At 68.8% G+C, this 14,330-nt stretch carries 16 protein-coding genes and 2 tRNA genes; 12 read left to right on the top strand and 6 right to left on the bottom strand.

The features are described from left to right. The first annotated feature begins 80 nt into the window (after window positions 1-80). The 4 genes from pepN (at window position 81) to ACFV3I_RS10190 (ending at window position 5,895) form a co-directional block, all read left to right on the top strand. A complete protein-coding gene (gene pepN, locus ACFV3I_RS10205) occupies window positions 81-2,633 on the top strand; it encodes an aminopeptidase N (RefSeq protein ID WP_247638762.1) in 2,553 nt (850 codons plus the stop codon). 78 nt (window positions 2,634-2,711) lie between these two features. Beyond that, window positions 2,712-3,785, top strand: a complete 1,074-nt coding sequence (locus tag ACFV3I_RS10200) for a mechanosensitive ion channel family protein (protein WP_136031884.1) — start codon at window positions 2,712-2,714, stop codon at window positions 3,783-3,785. Next, window positions 3,782-4,231: a globin gene (locus ACFV3I_RS10195; RefSeq protein ID WP_136037375.1), complete on the top strand. Its 450-nt coding sequence runs from the start codon at window positions 3,782-3,784 to the stop codon at window positions 4,229-4,231. Before ACFV3I_RS10200 ends, ACFV3I_RS10195 begins: the two co-directional genes overlap by 4 nt. Continuing rightward, the gene (locus ACFV3I_RS10190; RefSeq protein WP_247638761.1) at window positions 4,228-5,895 is read left to right on the top strand and encodes an FAD-binding dehydrogenase; all 1,668 of its coding nucleotides are present in this window, start codon (window positions 4,228-4,230) and stop codon (window positions 5,893-5,895) included. The genes ACFV3I_RS10195 and ACFV3I_RS10190 overlap by 4 nt, the downstream gene beginning before the upstream one ends. 150 nt (window positions 5,896-6,045) lie before the next feature. On the opposite strand, the gene ACFV3I_RS10185 is transcribed toward ACFV3I_RS10190, so the two are convergent. Continuing rightward, a complete protein-coding gene (locus tag ACFV3I_RS10185; RefSeq protein ID WP_136031878.1) occupies window positions 6,046-6,711 on the bottom strand; it encodes a hypothetical protein in 666 nt (221 codons plus the stop codon). Between the two features lie 51 nt (window positions 6,712-6,762). On the opposite strand from ACFV3I_RS10185, the gene ACFV3I_RS10180 reads away from it, so the two are divergent. Further along, window positions 6,763-7,653: an acyl-CoA thioesterase II gene (locus ACFV3I_RS10180; RefSeq protein ID WP_247638760.1), complete on the top strand. Its 891-nt coding sequence runs from the start codon at window positions 6,763-6,765 to the stop codon at window positions 7,651-7,653. A 36-nt stretch (window positions 7,654-7,689) separates the two neighbouring features. Here the strand turns inward: ACFV3I_RS10180 and ACFV3I_RS10175 are convergent, their stop codons facing one another. The 4 genes from ACFV3I_RS10175 to ACFV3I_RS10160 form a co-directional block, all read right to left on the bottom strand. Then, on the bottom strand, window positions 7,690-8,178 hold the full coding sequence (locus ACFV3I_RS10175; protein ID WP_136037378.1) for a thioesterase family protein: 489 nt from the start codon (window positions 8,176-8,178) through the stop codon (window positions 7,690-7,692). Window positions 8,179-8,182: 4 nt separating this feature from the next. Next, window positions 8,183-9,862, bottom strand: a complete 1,680-nt coding sequence (gene ettA, locus ACFV3I_RS10170; protein WP_136031871.1) for an energy-dependent translational throttle protein EttA — start codon at window positions 9,860-9,862, stop codon at window positions 8,183-8,185. Between the two features lie 81 nt (window positions 9,863-9,943). After that, window positions 9,944-10,438 (bottom strand): DUF6993 domain-containing protein, encoded by a 495-nt coding sequence (locus ACFV3I_RS10165; RefSeq protein ID WP_240744576.1) that lies wholly within the window; start codon window positions 10,436-10,438, stop codon window positions 9,944-9,946. 73 nt (window positions 10,439-10,511) lie between these two features. After that, window positions 10,512-11,090 carry a single-stranded DNA-binding protein gene (locus ACFV3I_RS10160; RefSeq protein WP_247638759.1) on the bottom strand — a complete coding sequence of 193 codons (579 nt, stop codon included), beginning with the start codon at window positions 11,088-11,090 and terminating at the stop codon, window positions 10,512-10,514. A gap of 205 nt (window positions 11,091-11,295) precedes the next feature. Between ACFV3I_RS10160 and ACFV3I_RS10155 the strand changes: the two genes are divergently transcribed. Further along, window positions 11,296-11,565, top strand: coding sequence for a hypothetical protein (locus ACFV3I_RS10155; RefSeq protein ID WP_247638758.1), 270 nt, complete (start codon window positions 11,296-11,298; stop codon window positions 11,563-11,565). A gap of 24 nt (window positions 11,566-11,589) precedes the next feature. Here ACFV3I_RS10155 and ACFV3I_RS10150 read toward each other — a convergent pair. Continuing rightward, a tRNA-Arg gene (locus tag ACFV3I_RS10150) sits at window positions 11,590-11,662 on the bottom strand. Between the two features lie 61 nt (window positions 11,663-11,723). Between ACFV3I_RS10150 and orn the strand changes: the two genes are divergently transcribed. The 6 genes from orn to ACFV3I_RS10120 all read left to right on the top strand — a co-directional run bounded on the left by orn (window position 11,724) and on the right by ACFV3I_RS10120 (window position 14,330). Continuing rightward, window positions 11,724-12,350: an oligoribonuclease gene (orn, locus tag ACFV3I_RS10145; protein WP_247638757.1), complete on the top strand. Its 627-nt coding sequence runs from the start codon at window positions 11,724-11,726 to the stop codon at window positions 12,348-12,350. Between the two features lie 36 nt (window positions 12,351-12,386). Then, a tRNA-His gene (locus ACFV3I_RS10140) sits at window positions 12,387-12,459 on the top strand. 88 nt (window positions 12,460-12,547) lie between these two features. After that, complete coding sequence (locus ACFV3I_RS10135) at window positions 12,548-13,177, top strand: LysE family transporter (protein ID WP_378822769.1); 630 nt, start codon at window positions 12,548-12,550, stop codon at window positions 13,175-13,177. Between the two features lie 33 nt (window positions 13,178-13,210). Further along, complete coding sequence (locus ACFV3I_RS10130; RefSeq protein ID WP_247638756.1) at window positions 13,211-13,558, top strand: metallopeptidase family protein; 348 nt, start codon at window positions 13,211-13,213, stop codon at window positions 13,556-13,558. A gap of 2 nt (window positions 13,559-13,560) precedes the next feature. Then, window positions 13,561-13,851, top strand: a complete 291-nt coding sequence (clpS, locus tag ACFV3I_RS10125; RefSeq protein WP_136031860.1) for an ATP-dependent Clp protease adapter ClpS — start codon at window positions 13,561-13,563, stop codon at window positions 13,849-13,851. Next, complete coding sequence (locus ACFV3I_RS10120; RefSeq protein ID WP_378803674.1) at window positions 13,848-14,330, top strand: DUF2017 family protein; 483 nt, start codon at window positions 13,848-13,850, stop codon at window positions 14,328-14,330. The genes clpS and ACFV3I_RS10120 overlap by 4 nt, the downstream gene beginning before the upstream one ends.

Below are 14,330 nucleotides of genomic sequence, written 5' to 3'. Positions count from 1 at the left end.
CTGGCGTAGGCTGTCATGGTTGCCGTCGGCGCCAACTGCGCCGACCCCGGTGACATCCCCTCACCCCTGGGAGTACAGCTGTGCCTGGAGAGAACCTCACCCGAATCGAAGCGCAGGAGCGCCGCGATGTCATCGACACGCACTCCTATGAGGTCGCCCTCGATCTGACGAAGGGCGCCGAGGTCTTCGGTTCCCGCAGCGTCGTGCGCTTCTCCGCGACGCCCGACGGTTTCACCTTCATCGATCTGATCGCCCGCGACGTGCGCGAGATCTCTCTCAACGGCGAGCAGCTCGACCCGCAGGAGGTCTTCGCCGACTCTCGCATCGCGCTGTCCGGGTTGCAGGCCGAGAACGTGCTCGTCGTCGACGCGGACTGCCTCTACACCAACACGGGCGAGGGCCTGCACCGATTCGTCGACCCCGTCGACGGCGAGGTCTACCTGTACTCGCAGTTCGAGGTGCCGGACTCGCGCCGCGTCTTCGCGGTCTTCGAGCAGCCCGACCTCAAGGCGACGTTCCAGTTCACGGTCACGGCGCCCGCGGCGTGGAAGGTCGTGTCCAACTCCCCCACGCCCGAGCCCATTGTGCACGACGACGACGTCACCGCCACCTGGGGATTCGAGCCGACGCCGCGCATCTCCTCCTACATCACCGCCCTCGTCGCGGGACCCTACGAGTCCACGTTCTCCGAGCTCACCAGCGCCTCCGGCCGCGTGATCCCGCTCGGCGTCTACGGCCGCAAGAGCCTGTGGCAGCACCTCGACGCCGACTACATCTTCGACAAGACCCGTGAGGGCTTCGCGTACTTCGAATCGAAGTTCGGCGTCCCCTACCCGTTCGCGAAGTACGACCAGCTGTTCGTGCCCGAGTTCAACGCCGGGGCGATGGAGAACGCGGGTGCGGTCACGTTCACCGAGACGTACGTCTTCCGCAGCAAGGTCACCGACGCCGTCAAGGAGCGCCGGGTCGTCACGATCCTGCACGAGCTCGCGCACATGTGGTTCGGCGACCTGGTCACCATGAAGTGGTGGAACGACCTGTGGCTCAACGAGTCGTTCGCGGAGTGGGCCTCCACCATCGCGACGGCCGAGGCCACCGAATGGACCGAGGCCTGGACCACGTTCAACGCGATGGAGAAGACCTGGGCCTATCGCCAGGATCAGCTCCCCTCCACGCACCCGATCGTCGCGGAGATCAACGACCTGGAAGACGTGCAGGTCAACTTCGACGGCATCACCTATGCCAAGGGCGGCTCGGTGCTGAAGCAGCTCGCCGCATGGGTCGGCATCGAGGCGTTCTTCGCCGGGGTGTCGCAGTACTTCCAGAAGCACTCGTGGGGCAACACCGAGCTCAGCGACCTGCTGTCGGAGCTCGAGGCCACGAGTGGACGCGACCTGGGCACCTGGTCGAAGAAGTGGCTGGAGACGGCCGGCGTCAACACGCTCGAGCCCGTGGTGGCCGAGGGCGACGACGGCAAGATCTCGCGTTTCGCGATCACCCAGACCGCCCCGGCGGACTACCCGACCATCCGTCCGCACCGCCTGGGCATCGGCTTTTACTCGCTGCAGGACGGCACGCTCACGCGCGTCCACCACGTCGAGGTCGATGTCGACGGCGACCGCACCGAGGTCCCCGAACTGCAGGGCCTCGCGCGCCCCGACCTGATCCTGCTGAACGACGACGACCTCGCCTACGCCAAGATCCGTCTCGACGAGAAGTCGCTGGCGACGGCGATCGCACACCTCGCCGACATCCACGACCCGCTTGCGCGCTCCCTCGTGTGGGGCGCCGCCTGGGACCAGACGCGCGACGCGGAGACGGCGGCCTCGGACTACATCGACCTCGTGCTGGGCAACATCGGCCGCGAGACCGAGTCGACCACGGTCCGCACGACGCTCGCCCAGCTGCGCACGGCGGCCACGCTGTACGTGCGACCCGAGGAGCGCCAGGCGGCGCGACTCAAGGTCGCGGACGGCCTGTGGGCCCTCGCCGAAGCCGCAGAAGCGGGCAGCGACAGCCAGCTCCAGTTCGTCACGGCGTTCGCGAACGCCCTGGTCACCCCTGAGCACGCCGGCATCGTCGGGCGCCTGCGCTCCGGCGAGGAGACCCTCCCCGGTCTCGAGATCGACGCCGACCTGAACTGGCAGCTGCTCGTCGGACTCGCGACCATCGGAGCGACGGACGCCGCGACGATCGACGCCGCTCTCGCCGCCGACAACACCGCCAAGGGCGCGGAGTTCGCCGCGCAGGCACGAGCCGCTCTTCCCGACGCCGCCTCGAAGCAGGCCGCGTGGGCCTCTCTGATCGAGCGGGATGACGCGCCGAACACGATCGTCCGGTCGGCAGCCCTCGGCTTCGTGCACCCCGCAGGCGCCGACGTGCTCGGCGAGTTCGTGCCGAAGTACTTCGACATGCTGCTGCCGGTGTGGGAGTCGCGGACCTACCAGATCGCCCAGTACCTCATCGTCGGCCTGTTCCCCACGGCGCTGGCCGACGTGGCGCTGCGCGACGCGACGCGCTCGTGGCTGTCCTCGCACCAGGACGCTCCGCCGGCGCTCCGTCGCCTCGTGCTGGAGAACCTCGCCGACGTCGAGCGCGCGCTGGCGGCGCAGTCCCGCGACGCCGAGGACTGATCGGCGCCACCCTCCGTCCGGGCCTCTGCCGCCGCGCTTCCAGCCGGGGCAGAGGCCCGCTCGGTAAACTCGGCAGCGATGATCCTCCCTCTCGAGACCACGCCAGACCCCACTCCCACCCCGCTTCCCGACTGGGTCCAGGACCTGCTGACCCTGCTCGGACACATCGGCGGCAAAGCGCTCGTCGTCGCGATCATCATCGCCTCCTGCGTGGTGATCGCTTTCGTGCTGCGGGGCGTGATCAGGCGCGTCGTGCACCGGATCGTGGACAGCGCGAAGAACAAGGCGTCGGTCGACGACACCCAGGCGCTCGAACGCTCTCCGCTCGCCGATATGCGTCTGGTCCAGCGCACGAGGACCCTGGGCACGATCCTCCAGAACATCGTCAACGTGATGCTGGTGGTCATCGCGATCGTGCTGGTCGTGAACGCTCTCAGTCCCAGCCTGCTCGGGTCGCTCACGCTGCTGACCGCCGCCGTGGGTGCTGGTCTCGGTTTCGGCGCCCAGAACATCGTCAAAGATGTGCTCAACGGGATGTTCCTCGTCGCGGAGGACCAGATCGGCATCGGTGACGTGGTCGACCTTGGTCTGGCGAGCGGCGTGGTCGAGTACGTGAGCGTGCGGATCACCCAGGTGCGAGACGTGAACGGGACGCTCTGGTACGTCCGCAACGGCGAGGTCACGCGCATCGGCAACATGTCCCAGGGATGGGCACGCGCGATCGTCGACACCGGCGTCGCCCCGGACGCCGACCTCGACCAGGTCGAGCACATCATGCTCGAGACGGCACAGGGCCTCGCGAAGGACCCCAAGTGGCGGACGCGCATCGTCGAGAAGCCCGAGCTGTGGGGCCTGGAATCCATCGACGGCGACGCCCTTGTGGTCCGCGTCGTCATCAAGACCAGGGCGAACGCCAGAGACGACGTCGCACAGGAGCTGCGGCGCCGGCTGCGGGCCGCTCTGCTGGAGAAGGAGATCGCGGTGCCGCGCATGTCCGATGTCGTGCCGACAGGGCTCGAAGGCGCACGGCGCGTGCGCGGGGCGAACCCGCCGAAGACCCGGCCGAACGCCGTCACGGGCGTGCCGGTCATCCCGGACCGCGGCATCTGGCGCCGCAAGAAGCCGTCGACCGAGGGGAATGGCGACAGATGACGTTCTACGACGAGGTCGGGGGCGCAGAGACGTTCCGGAAGATCGTCTCCGTGTTCTACCGCGAGGTCGCCCTCGATCCGGTGCTCAAGCCGATGTATCCCGAGGAGGATCTGGGCCCCGCCGAGGACCGCCTGCGGATGTTCCTGGAACAGTACTGGGGCGGTCCGACCACGTACGGCGAGACCCGCGGACACCCGCGCCTGCGCATGCGTCACATGCCGTTCCACATCGACCCGGACGCGCGTGATCGTTGGCTTCGTCACATGCGCACCGCCGTCGACGAGGCTCGGTTGTCTCCGCTGCACGAATCCACGCTCTGGGACTACCTGGAGCGCGCCGCCTATGCCATGGTGAACACATTCGAGCCGTCCGGCATCGGCACGACTCCCCACGGGCGCCCGACGCTCGAGACCCGCGCACGTCAGGAATCAACGGAGAACACATGACGACGAAGCCCCCGACCACGGACGTCCTGGTGATCGGTTGGGGGCTGGCCGGACTGGTCGCCGCCCGCGAGGCACTGGCGGCCGGACGCCGCGTCATCGTCGTCGACCAGGAGCCGCGGACGAACCTCGGCGGCCAGGCGTGGTGGTCGTTCGGCGGACTCTTCTTCGTGGACTCCCCCGAGCAGCGCCGATTCGGCATCAAGGACTCGCTCGAGCTCGCCACCCAGGACTGGTTCGGCAACGCGGGCTTCGACCGCCCGGAGGACGAGTGGCCGCGCCGCTGGGCCGAGGCGTATCTGCAGTTCGCCGCCGGGGAGAAGCGCTCATGGCTGCGCAGCCTCGGCGTGGGCTTCTTCCCCGTGGTCGGCTGGGCGGAGCGCGGCGGCTACGGCGCGATCGGACCGGGCAACTCGGTGCCGCGATTCCACATCACCTGGGGCACCGGCCCCGGGATCGTCGCCCCCTTCGCCGCGGCCGTCGAGGAGGGCGAGCGCAGCGGTCGGCTCACCGTGCTCGCGCGGCACCGCGTGGAGAGCCTCATCGTCACGGATGGACGTGTCACCGGCGCCCGCGGCTCCGTCCTCGCCTCCAGCGGTGCGGAACGGGGAGTGCCGTCCTCCCGCGAGGTGATCGGCGCGTTCGAGATCACGGCGAAGGCGACCGTCGTGTCGTCCGGAGGGATCGGCGGCAACCACGAGCTCGTCCGTGCGGCGTGGCCCGAACGGCTGGGAACGCCGCCGGCGCACATGCTCTCCGGCGTCCCGGCGTATGTCGACGGCTCGATGCAGGCCGTCACCGCGGCCGCCGGCGCCCGCCTGATCAACGGCGACCGCATGTGGCATTACGTGGAGGGGATCACGAACTGGGATCCGGTGTGGCCCGCGCACGGCATCCGCATCCTCCCCGGCCCCTCGTCCCTGTGGCTCGACGCGACGGGCGCGCGCCTCCCCGTGCCGCTGTTCCCCGGGTTCGACACGCTCGGGACGCTCGCGCACCTCCGGCGCACCGGTCACGACCACTCCTGGTTCGTCACGTCGCGGCAGATCGTGGAGAAGGAGTTCGCCCTGTCCGGGAGCGAGCAGAACCCCGACCTCACCGGCAAGGATGTAGGGCTGCTGCTGAAGTCGCGGCTCGCCAAAGGACCGACCGGCCCCGTCCAGGCGTTCCTCGACGAGGGACAGGACTTCATCGTCGAGAACGACCTGGAGTCGCTGTTGGAGCAGATGAGCCGGCATGACGGTGGCGAGCTGCTCGACATCGACACCGTGCGGCGCGAGGTGGTCGCGCGCGACCACGAGATCGAGAACGAGTTCACCAAGGATGCCCAGATCGGCATGCTGCGCTCGATGCGCGGCTACCGCGGTGACAAGCTCATCCGGACGGCAGCGCCGCACCGGCTGCAGGACCCGGCCGCCGGCCCGTTGATCGCGGTCAAGCTGCACGTCCTCACCCGCAAGTCGCTGGGCGGCATCCACACCGACCTCGACGGTCGTGCGCTGGACGCCCAGGGCATCCCGATCCCTGGCCTGTTCGCCGCGGGCGAGGCGAGCGGCTTCGGCGGTGGCGGTGTCCACGGGTACCGGGCGTTGGAGGGCACGTTCCTCGGAGGGTGCCTGTTCTCCGGGCGACAGGCGGGAAGGTCGGCCGCCGCGGCGGCGGACTGACCCCGCGCCACGGGGCTCGTGGCGAAACCCTCGGATACGCCCCGGCGCGGTCGATCGACGAGCGTGGCTCTCGCCCTCGGGTCACGCCGGCGCTTCGGCCGTCCCATCAGGCCCTGGCGCCCGTCCCGTCGCTCCGAGGTGGCAGCGCCGTCAGGCTCGGGTGCCGGTGGCCCGCACGCCCGTGAGCCCGGATGCCACGGGGCCTCGTGCCAGCACATGCCCGCGACGGAAGGCGAGCCGCGACCAGCGACCGGCGCGCGACACCCCGACCTGTTCCTCGCCCGAGATGAAGCCCATGGCGTCCGCGGCGAACGCCACACCGCGCGGCAGCCCGCCGAGATCGTCGTCGGGCTCGCCCCAGATGGCCGCTCGGAGCGCGCGAACCGCTTCCTCGCCCGAGCCGGCGCCCGCCCCCCGCGCCACGGCGGAGATCCCCCACTGTGCGCGCTGCGCGACGACGGACGCCTCCAGCGACGCCTCCACGGTCCAGCCCTGGCGCGGCGGGGATACCCCGGCCCAGGACGGCGACAGGCCGGTGTCCGGCAGCATGAGGCGTTCGGGGGTGTCGGCGGGCGACAGGCTGTCGACGACCAGGTCGCATTCGAGCTCAGGGTCCGCGTGCACGATACGCATCGCGAGGATCGTGGGGGTCTGATCGAACAGGGTCTGCGGCGAGAGCACGGCCGTGGTCAGCGCCAGGACCCCGCGCGAGGCCTGAAGTCGTACTCCCCCGTCGCCCGCGCGACCGGCGCGGCCCACGAACGTCAGGACATCCTTCGCCGTGTCGGGATCGGCGAGCAGGAGCGTAGGCGGCACGCGTTCTAAACTACCAAGAGGTGCGGCGCCTGCGGTCGCGGAGAGGAACCCATGAGCGCGGACGACCACGCCATCCAGACCGTCGATCGACTCCTCGAGGTTCTCGACCTCGACGCCACCCAGGCCCGGACGACCGAGGACATCTTCACGGGCTCCTCGCACCCGATGCCGAGCGGCCGCATCTACGGAGGCCAGGTGCTGGCGCAGACGCTCCTCGCGGCGGAGCGCACCCTGCCGGAGGATCGCGCCGTCCATTCGATGCACGGCTATTTCCTGCGGCCCGGTGACGCGAGTCAGGGCATCACGATCGCCGTCGACCGCATCCATGACGGCCGCTCATTCTCGACGCGCCGCACGCAGGCGTACCAGAACGGGGTGCCGATCTTCTCGATGATCGCGTCCTTCCAGGATGCGGATCCGGGAGTCGAGCACGCGGAGCCCATGCCCGAGGGCGTGCCCGACCCGGAGACGCTGTTCCCCGACGAGGATCGCGTTCCCGGACTCACCGGGGGCGCGCGGCGGATGCTCACCGATCGCGCCGCGGACATCCGTCACGTCGAGTCGCCGCTGTACCTCCCCAACGACGATGCCCGGGTCCCGCGTCAGGCCGTCTGGATGCGACTGCGCGCTCCGCTCCCCGACGACCAGCGGCTGCATCGCGCGGCACTGGCGTACCTCAGCGACATGACGATCCAGGAGTCCATCCTGCGCGCGCACGGGGTCTCGTGGGCACACCAGGGACTCAAGGTCGCGAGCCTCGATCACGCGATGTGGTGGCACCGTCCCGCGCGCGTCGACGAGTGGCTGCTGTATGCGCAGGAGTCCCCGAACGCGCGCGGCGGGCGCGGGCTGGCCACCGGGCGGATCTACACGCGCGACGGCTCGCTGGTGGCGAGCGTGGCGCAGGAGATTATGATCCGCGTGCCGTCGGAGGCATCCTGATCCGAGCGTTCGGCGCGGGTCACACGGCCGTCGAGGTCAGCGGTGCGCGTACTCGATGGAAGGGCCGACGTACGGCTCCCAGGCCTCGCGCATCTCGGAGGTGAGTCGCGTGGGGCGACCCGTCGCGGCCTCGACGAGCACGATCACTGCTGTCGACCGCGCGTACAGCACCCGCGGCTCCGCGGCCGGGTCGTTGTGCACCTCGTAGCAGACCTCGACACTGGACCCGCCGAGCTTGCCGAACCACATCTGCACCTCGAGCGGTCGACGCTGATACGGCACCGGCGCGAGGTACTCGATCTCCTGCCGCGCGATCAGCGTCAGGATGCCCTCGTCGATGCCGGAGTCGAGCACCGCCGTGGACGGCGCCTCCTCGCCGGGACCCGCCCGCCAGAACGCGCGGACGCGCGCCTCCTCGAGCAGCTTGAGCATCGAGGTGTTGTTGACGTGGTTGAACGCGTCCAGATCCCCCCAGCGGAGGTGGATCGGGATGTGCAGGCGGGTTCCCGGCGAAGGCGCAGTCATCGGGTCAGTCGCGCGTGAGCTTGCGGTGGGTCGACCGGTGCGGCTTGGCCGCGTCGGGCCCGAGGCGCTCGATCTTGTTCTGCTCGTAGGCCTCGAAGTTGCCCTCGAACCAGTACCACTGGTCGGGCTTCTCGTCGGTGCCCTCGTACGCCAGGATGTGCGTCGCGATGCGGTCGAGGAACCACCGGTCGTGGGTGATGACCACGGCACAGCCGGGGAACTCGAGAAGGGCGTTCTCCAGCGAGCTCAGCGTCTCGACGTCGAGGTCGTTGGTCGGCTCATCGAGGAGCAGCAGGTTGCCGCCCTCCTTCAGCGTGAGCGCGAGGTTCAGGCGGTTGCGCTCACCGCCCGAGAGCACACCGGCCTTCTTCTGCTGGTCAGGACCCTTGAAGCCGAACTTCGACACGTAGGCCCGCGAGGGGATCTCCGTCTTGCCGACCGTGATGAAGTCGAGCCCGTCGGAGACGACCTCCCACAGCGTCTTGTTCGGGTCGATCGACGAGCGCGACTGGTCGACGTAACTGATCTTGACCGTCTCGCCGATCTTCAGGTCGCCGCCGTCGAGGGGCTCGAGACCGACGATGGTCTTGAACAGTGTGGTCTTGCCGACGCCGTTCGGACCGATCACGCCGACGATGCCGTTCGGCGGAAGGCTGAAGCTGAGGCCATCGATCAGCGAGCGTCCGTCGAAGCCCTTCTTCAGGTTCTTCGCCTCGATGACCACGTTGCCCAGGCGCGGCCCCGCGGGGATCTGGATCTCCTCGAAGTCGAGCTTCCGCGTCCGCTCCGCCTCCGCGGCCATCTCCTCGTAGCGCGCGAGTCGCGCCTTCGACTTCGTCTGGCGACCCTTGGCACTGGAACGGACCCATTCGAGCTCGTCCTTGAGGCGCTTGGCGAGCTTCGCGTCCTTCTTGCCCTGGATGTCGAGACGCTCGGCCTTCTTCTCCAGGTAGGTCGAGTAGTTGCCCTCGTAGCCGATCAGCCGACCGCGGTCGACCTCCGCGATCCACTCGGCCACGTGGTCGAGGAAGTACCGGTCGTGGGTGATGGCGATGACGGCGCCCTTGTACGACTGCAGGTGCTGTTCGAGCCACAGCACACTCTCCGCGTCCAGGTGGTTGGTCGGCTCGTCGAGGAGCAGCAGATCCGGCTTCTGCAGCAGGAGCTTGGCGAGGGCGACACGTCGCTTCTCTCCACCGGAGAGGGGGGCGATCGCGGCGTCGCCGGGGGGCGTGCGCAGTGCGTCCATGGCCTGCTCGAGCTGGGAGTCGAGGTCCCAGCCGTCGGCCGCGTCGATCTCCTCCTGCAGGGTGCCCATCTCGGCGAGCAGCGCATCGAAGTCCGCATCGGGATCGGCCATCAGCGCCGAGATCTCGTTGAAGCGGTCGAGCTTCGCCTTGATCGCGATGCCGTCCTGGATGTTCTCCAGCACGGTCTTCGACTCGTCCAGCTCCGGCTCCTGCATGAGGATCCCGACCGAATAGCCGGGCGACAGCTTCGCCTCGCCGTTGGACGGCGTGTCGAGCCCGGCCATGATCTTCAGGATCGTCGACTTGCCGGCGCCGTTGGGGCCGACCATGCCGATCTTCGCTCCGGGAAGGAACGCCATCGTGACGTCGTCGAGGATGAGCTTCTCGCCCACCGCCTTGCGCGCACGCACCATCGAGTAGATGTACTCAGCCACCGAAAACCGCTCCTTCTGTTGGCGTCGAAGATCGACACTCCAGCCTACCGGCCGTCGGCGGCAGGGTTCGTGATCGAAGCATCACCAGTCGATCGGACGCGTCGTCCCGACCAGGCAGCGTCCCTCGGCAAGCTGGGGCATGACGACGGCCACCACCTGTCCCGTCGAGGGACCGACCTGTCCCACCAGGCAGGACTCCTCTCCCCAGCGCACCGAGAACTGGAGGCTCTCCACCGGGTTGCCCACGGTGGTCTGGTCGGGCGTGACCTGCATGGCGGTGCGATCGAAGCCCCCGGCCACCAGCGCGTCGATATAGGCCCGACCCTCCGCTCGCTGTTCCGAGGCCCACACACCCTCCGCGATCGCCCGGAAATACGGAAGATTGTCTTCCGCGGTGCCCTCGGGCTGCAGTGCCGGCGACGCCGTCGCCGTATCCGCGGGCGAGGGCGACAGGGAGCTCGGCGGCGTCGGATGCTCGCCGGCGGCGGCCGTGCATCCGACGAGGAGGACGAGGATCGCACCGGCTCCGACGAACGCGCGGGCGGTGCGGGCGAGTGACGGGGCCGTTCGGAGCACGAGCCGAGTCTACGTCGCCCACACCCACAGCCCGGCGTGCTGACGGTGCGTGGCTGACGCTGCGCGCCTGCCCCTACTGCCCCGCCGACACCCTGGCTCCCGCTCCGAGGAAGCCGTCGGGGAACGCCTGGTCCGTCGCCGCACCCCCGTCCCCGGAACCGTCGATGCCCCACAGGTCACCCAGATCGTCTCCGGTTCGGCCACTCGCCGCCGTCCGCGCGCTTCCACTCGCGGAGTCGGCACCGGGAGACTGCTCCCCATCCTTCTCCCCCTCCGCCACGGTCTCCGGAGAGCGTCTCGGCGACGGCCGGAACGCGGTCGTCCCCCACCGCAGGTCGTGCCCGATCGCGTCGGCTTCGATGTCGGCACTCGTGCCCTGCTTCCCATTGCTCTCCCAGGCCCGGATGCGCAGGCGGCCGGTCACGACGATGCTGTCGCCCACCCGCAGCGACGCCCTGGCGTTCTGACCGAGCTGCCGGAACGCCGCCACGGAGAACCAGTTGGTCTTGGAGTCGACCCAGGTCTGGGTCGTCGGTTCGAAGCGGCGGTGCGTGCTCGCCAGCCGGAAGTTGGTGACGGGCACCCCCGCGCCGGTGTGCCCCTGATGCGGATCGGTCGCCACACGCCCCACGACGGTGATCATCTCGGTCATGCTGTTCTCCTTCTGTCGCCGGAGCCTCTCCGGATGTCTCCAGCCTGCGGTGACGGCAGGAGCATCGACTGACGCATCCACGCGCTGTGGGGACGCATCGCCGACATCGACGAAGCGTGGAGGAAGAGCCCGGTCAGACGCGTGTCCCGGCGCGGCGCGAATGTCGGTGGCCCGTCCTAGCGTTGTTGCAGGAAGGGAGAAATCGATGTCTGAACGAACGTCCGCCACGGCCCCCGAGGTGCCCTTCGCCGCACCTCGTCTCTCCTCGGAGAAGGAGCATCTCGTCCGCGCCGCCGACCACCTGTGGCGGGTCCAGGACTCGCGGGAGTATGTCCTCGGTCACCTGAGGCTCGTGCCGGACCCGCTCGGTCTGCGCTACCGGGCGGAGCGGCTGCACCTCGCGACCGGCCGCTTCCGGCTGATCGGAGAGTTCTGGCGTGCCGACGATGCCGTGGCCGCGCTTCGCCACTGCTGATGCCGTCGCTACGTCGATCGGAAGCGCCCCCGGCAGGATTCGAACCTGCGACCAAGAGATTAGAAGGCTCCTGCTCTATCCCCTGAGCTACGGAGGCGGACAGTCCTACCGTACCGCGGGCAGGCGGGCGATGTCGGTGCCCTCGATAGGATGACGACATGGTAGCTGCCTCCGAGAACGATCGCCTGGTCTGGATCGACTGCGAGATGACGGGCCTCGATCTCTCCATGGATGAGCTCGTCGAGATCGCGGTCGTCGTCACCGACTTCGAGCTGCGTCCCCTCGACCCCGGATTCCAGGTCGTGATCAAGCCGAGCGATCAGGCGCTGTCCCACATGAACGACTTCGTCACGAAGATGCACGAGACCTCCGGGCTGATCGAGGAGATCCCGCGGGGCGTCACGCTCGCGGAAGCCGAGGAACAGACGCTCGCCTACATCCGTCGCTTCGTCCCGCTCGAGCGCAAGGCACCCCTCGCGGGCAACACGATCGGCACCGACCGCATGTTCCTCGCCAAGTACATGCCGCAGGTCGACCAGTGGCTGCACTACCGCAACGTGGACGTGTCGAGCATCAAGGAGCTCTCCCGGCGCTGGTATCCGCGAGTGTTCTTCCAGGCACCGGTGAAAGACGGTGGCCATCGCGCGCTCGCCGACATCCTCGAGTCCATCCGTGAGCTCCGCTACTACCGGGAGGCCGTGTTCGTCGACGAGCCGGGGCCGTCGAGCGACGATGCCAAGGAGATCGCGACGCGCACCGTGTCGGAGTTCACCTCGAACATGTAATAGACTCGTAGGGTTGCCCGCGCAGGCGGGCGCATGGTGGGTATAGCTCAGTTGGTAGAGCGCCTGGTTGTGGTCCAGGAGGTCGCGGGTTCAAGCCCCGTTACTCACCCGGAGAGAAGAAGCCCGGTTCCTCGGAACCGGGCTTCTTCCGTTTCGAGGCGCGGATCGACGCTGCCCTGCGGCTCTAGACTGGAGCCGTGTCACTGGCGGTCTGGTTCTCGCTCCTCACCGCGTCGGTGGTGATCAGCTTCACGCCCGGCGCTGGCGCGATCAACACGATGTCGAACTCCCTGTCGCAGGGCTGGCGGCGCTCCATCTGGGGCATCATCGGCCAGCAGATCGCTCTGATCGTTCATGTCGTGATCGTCGCCGCGGGCGTCGGTCTGCTCGTCTCCCGATCCGAGGTGCTGTTCACCCTCATCCGCTACGCGGGCGCCGCCTACCTCGTCTTCCTCGGCCTCCGCCTCATCCTCAGCCGCCCGACACCACCGCTCGACGACGCGCCCATCCCCGCACCGGCGCACGAGAGCCATTGGTCGATGATGCGCCGGGGCTTCTGGGTCAACCTGCTCAACCCCAAGGCGATCGTCTTCTTCCTCGCGTTCATTCCCCAGTTCATCCGGCTCGACCAGCCACAGCTTCCCCAATACCTCGCGCTGATCGCGACGGTCATCGTGGTCGACGTGCTGGTGATGTGGGGGTTCTTCGCGGTGGCGGCCCGGCCCTTCCGCCGCCTGACGGCCTCGCCGCGCGGGCAGCGCATCCTCAACGCCGTCTTCGGCGGCCTGTTCATCCTCGTGGCAGCGCTGCTGGTCCTGCTGCACTGACCGGTGTCCCGAATGGCCCCTAGGCTGGTCTGGATGGACATGGACGCCGGCGCATTCGAGGCCCTCGTGATCGAGGAGCTGGACCTGCTGCCCGACGACATGGTGGACCGCCTCGACAACGTCGTGTTCGTGGTCGAGGACCGCCCCGAGGACGGCAGTCTCGACCTGCTGGGGATGTACGACGGTCTCGCACTGACGGAACGCACACAGTACGGCATGGGCGAACTCCCGGATCGGATCATCGTCTACCGCGAGCCACACCTCGCCCAGTGCGAGACCCTCGATGATCTGCGCGACGAGATCCACACGACGCTCGTGCACGAGATCGCGCACTTCCACGGCATCGACGATGCGCACCTGCACGAGCTGGGATGGGCGTGACGATGAGCACGGCACTCCCCGATCTCGACGAGAGCACGGATCTGTCCGCCGCACCGCTCGAGCCCTGGCAGGTCGTCGTCTGGAACGACCCGGTGAACCTCATGAGCTACGTGGTCCGTGTCTTCCGCACCTACTTCGGCTACACCGAGGAGCACGCCACCGCACTCATGCTCGCCGTGCACAACGAGGGCCACGCGATCGTGGCGACAGGGCCGCGCGAGACGATGGAGGTCCACGCGCAGGCGATGCACGACTACGGGCTCTGGGCGACCGTGCGGAAGGCATCCGCATGACCGCCCCCCTCATCCTCACCGTCGCCACCATCGAGGGCGCCCAGCTCCTGCGGATCGTCGACGACTTCCTCGCCCTCATCGCCGAGCAGGATCCGAGTGACCCCGCGATCGCCCGACTGACGCCCAACCCCTATCCCGACGACGAGGGTGCCGCGGCCGCGTTCGCAGCGGCCACTCGCGACGACGTGACCGACCGGCGTGTCCTGGATGCGCGCACCGTGCGGTCGGCGCTCTCCGCCTTCGACCCGGAGGCGCCGTTCACGCCGGAACAGGCCCGCGAGCTCCGGGAGGTGACGATCCGGCGAAGCGACATCGACTCCTGGCTGCGCACCCTCACCGCCATCCGTCTGGTGATCGCGACGCGGCTCGGCCTCACCGTGGAGGAGCCCGTCGCGGGTGGTGAGGCGATGGCCGTGTACGACTGGCTCGGCTACCGGCTCGAACTGCTCATCGAAGCGGCCGACGACATCGGGGCCTGA

The sequence above is a fragment of the Microbacterium sp. NPDC059771 genome, from assembly GCF_042732495.1.
Taxonomy (GTDB): Bacteria; Actinomycetota; Actinomycetes; order Actinomycetales; family Microbacteriaceae; genus Microbacterium; species Microbacterium sufflavum.
The sequence above is the reverse complement of the archived record's forward strand: the minus strand, read 5'-3'. Positions and strand labels throughout refer to the sequence as shown.

Coding starts and splice junctions, on each gene's coding strand:
- ACFV3I_RS10200 (WP_136031884.1), top strand. CDS start 2,712: ATGATCCTCCCTCTCGAGACCACGCCAGACCCCACTCCCACCCCGCTT.
- ACFV3I_RS10195 (WP_136037375.1), top strand. CDS start 3,782: ATGACGTTCTACGACGAGGTCGGGGGCGCAGAGACGTTCCGGAAGATC.
- ACFV3I_RS10190 (WP_247638761.1), top strand. CDS start 4,228: ATGACGACGAAGCCCCCGACCACGGACGTCCTGGTGATCGGTTGGGGG.
- ACFV3I_RS10180 (WP_247638760.1), top strand. CDS start 6,763: ATGAGCGCGGACGACCACGCCATCCAGACCGTCGATCGACTCCTCGAG.
- ACFV3I_RS10175 (WP_136037378.1), bottom strand. CDS start 8,178: ATGACTGCGCCTTCGCCGGGAACCCGCCTGCACATCCCGATCCACCTC.
- ACFV3I_RS10160 (WP_247638759.1), bottom strand. CDS start 11,090: ATGACCGAGATGATCACCGTCGTGGGGCGTGTGGCGACCGATCCGCAT.
- ACFV3I_RS10155 (WP_247638758.1), top strand. CDS start 11,296: ATGTCTGAACGAACGTCCGCCACGGCCCCCGAGGTGCCCTTCGCCGCA.
- orn (WP_247638757.1), top strand. CDS start 11,724: ATGGTAGCTGCCTCCGAGAACGATCGCCTGGTCTGGATCGACTGCGAG.
- ACFV3I_RS10130 (WP_247638756.1), top strand. CDS start 13,211: ATGGACATGGACGCCGGCGCATTCGAGGCCCTCGTGATCGAGGAGCTG.
- clpS (WP_136031860.1), top strand. CDS start 13,561: ATGAGCACGGCACTCCCCGATCTCGACGAGAGCACGGATCTGTCCGCC.
- ACFV3I_RS10120 (WP_378803674.1), top strand. CDS start 13,848: ATGACCGCCCCCCTCATCCTCACCGTCGCCACCATCGAGGGCGCCCAG.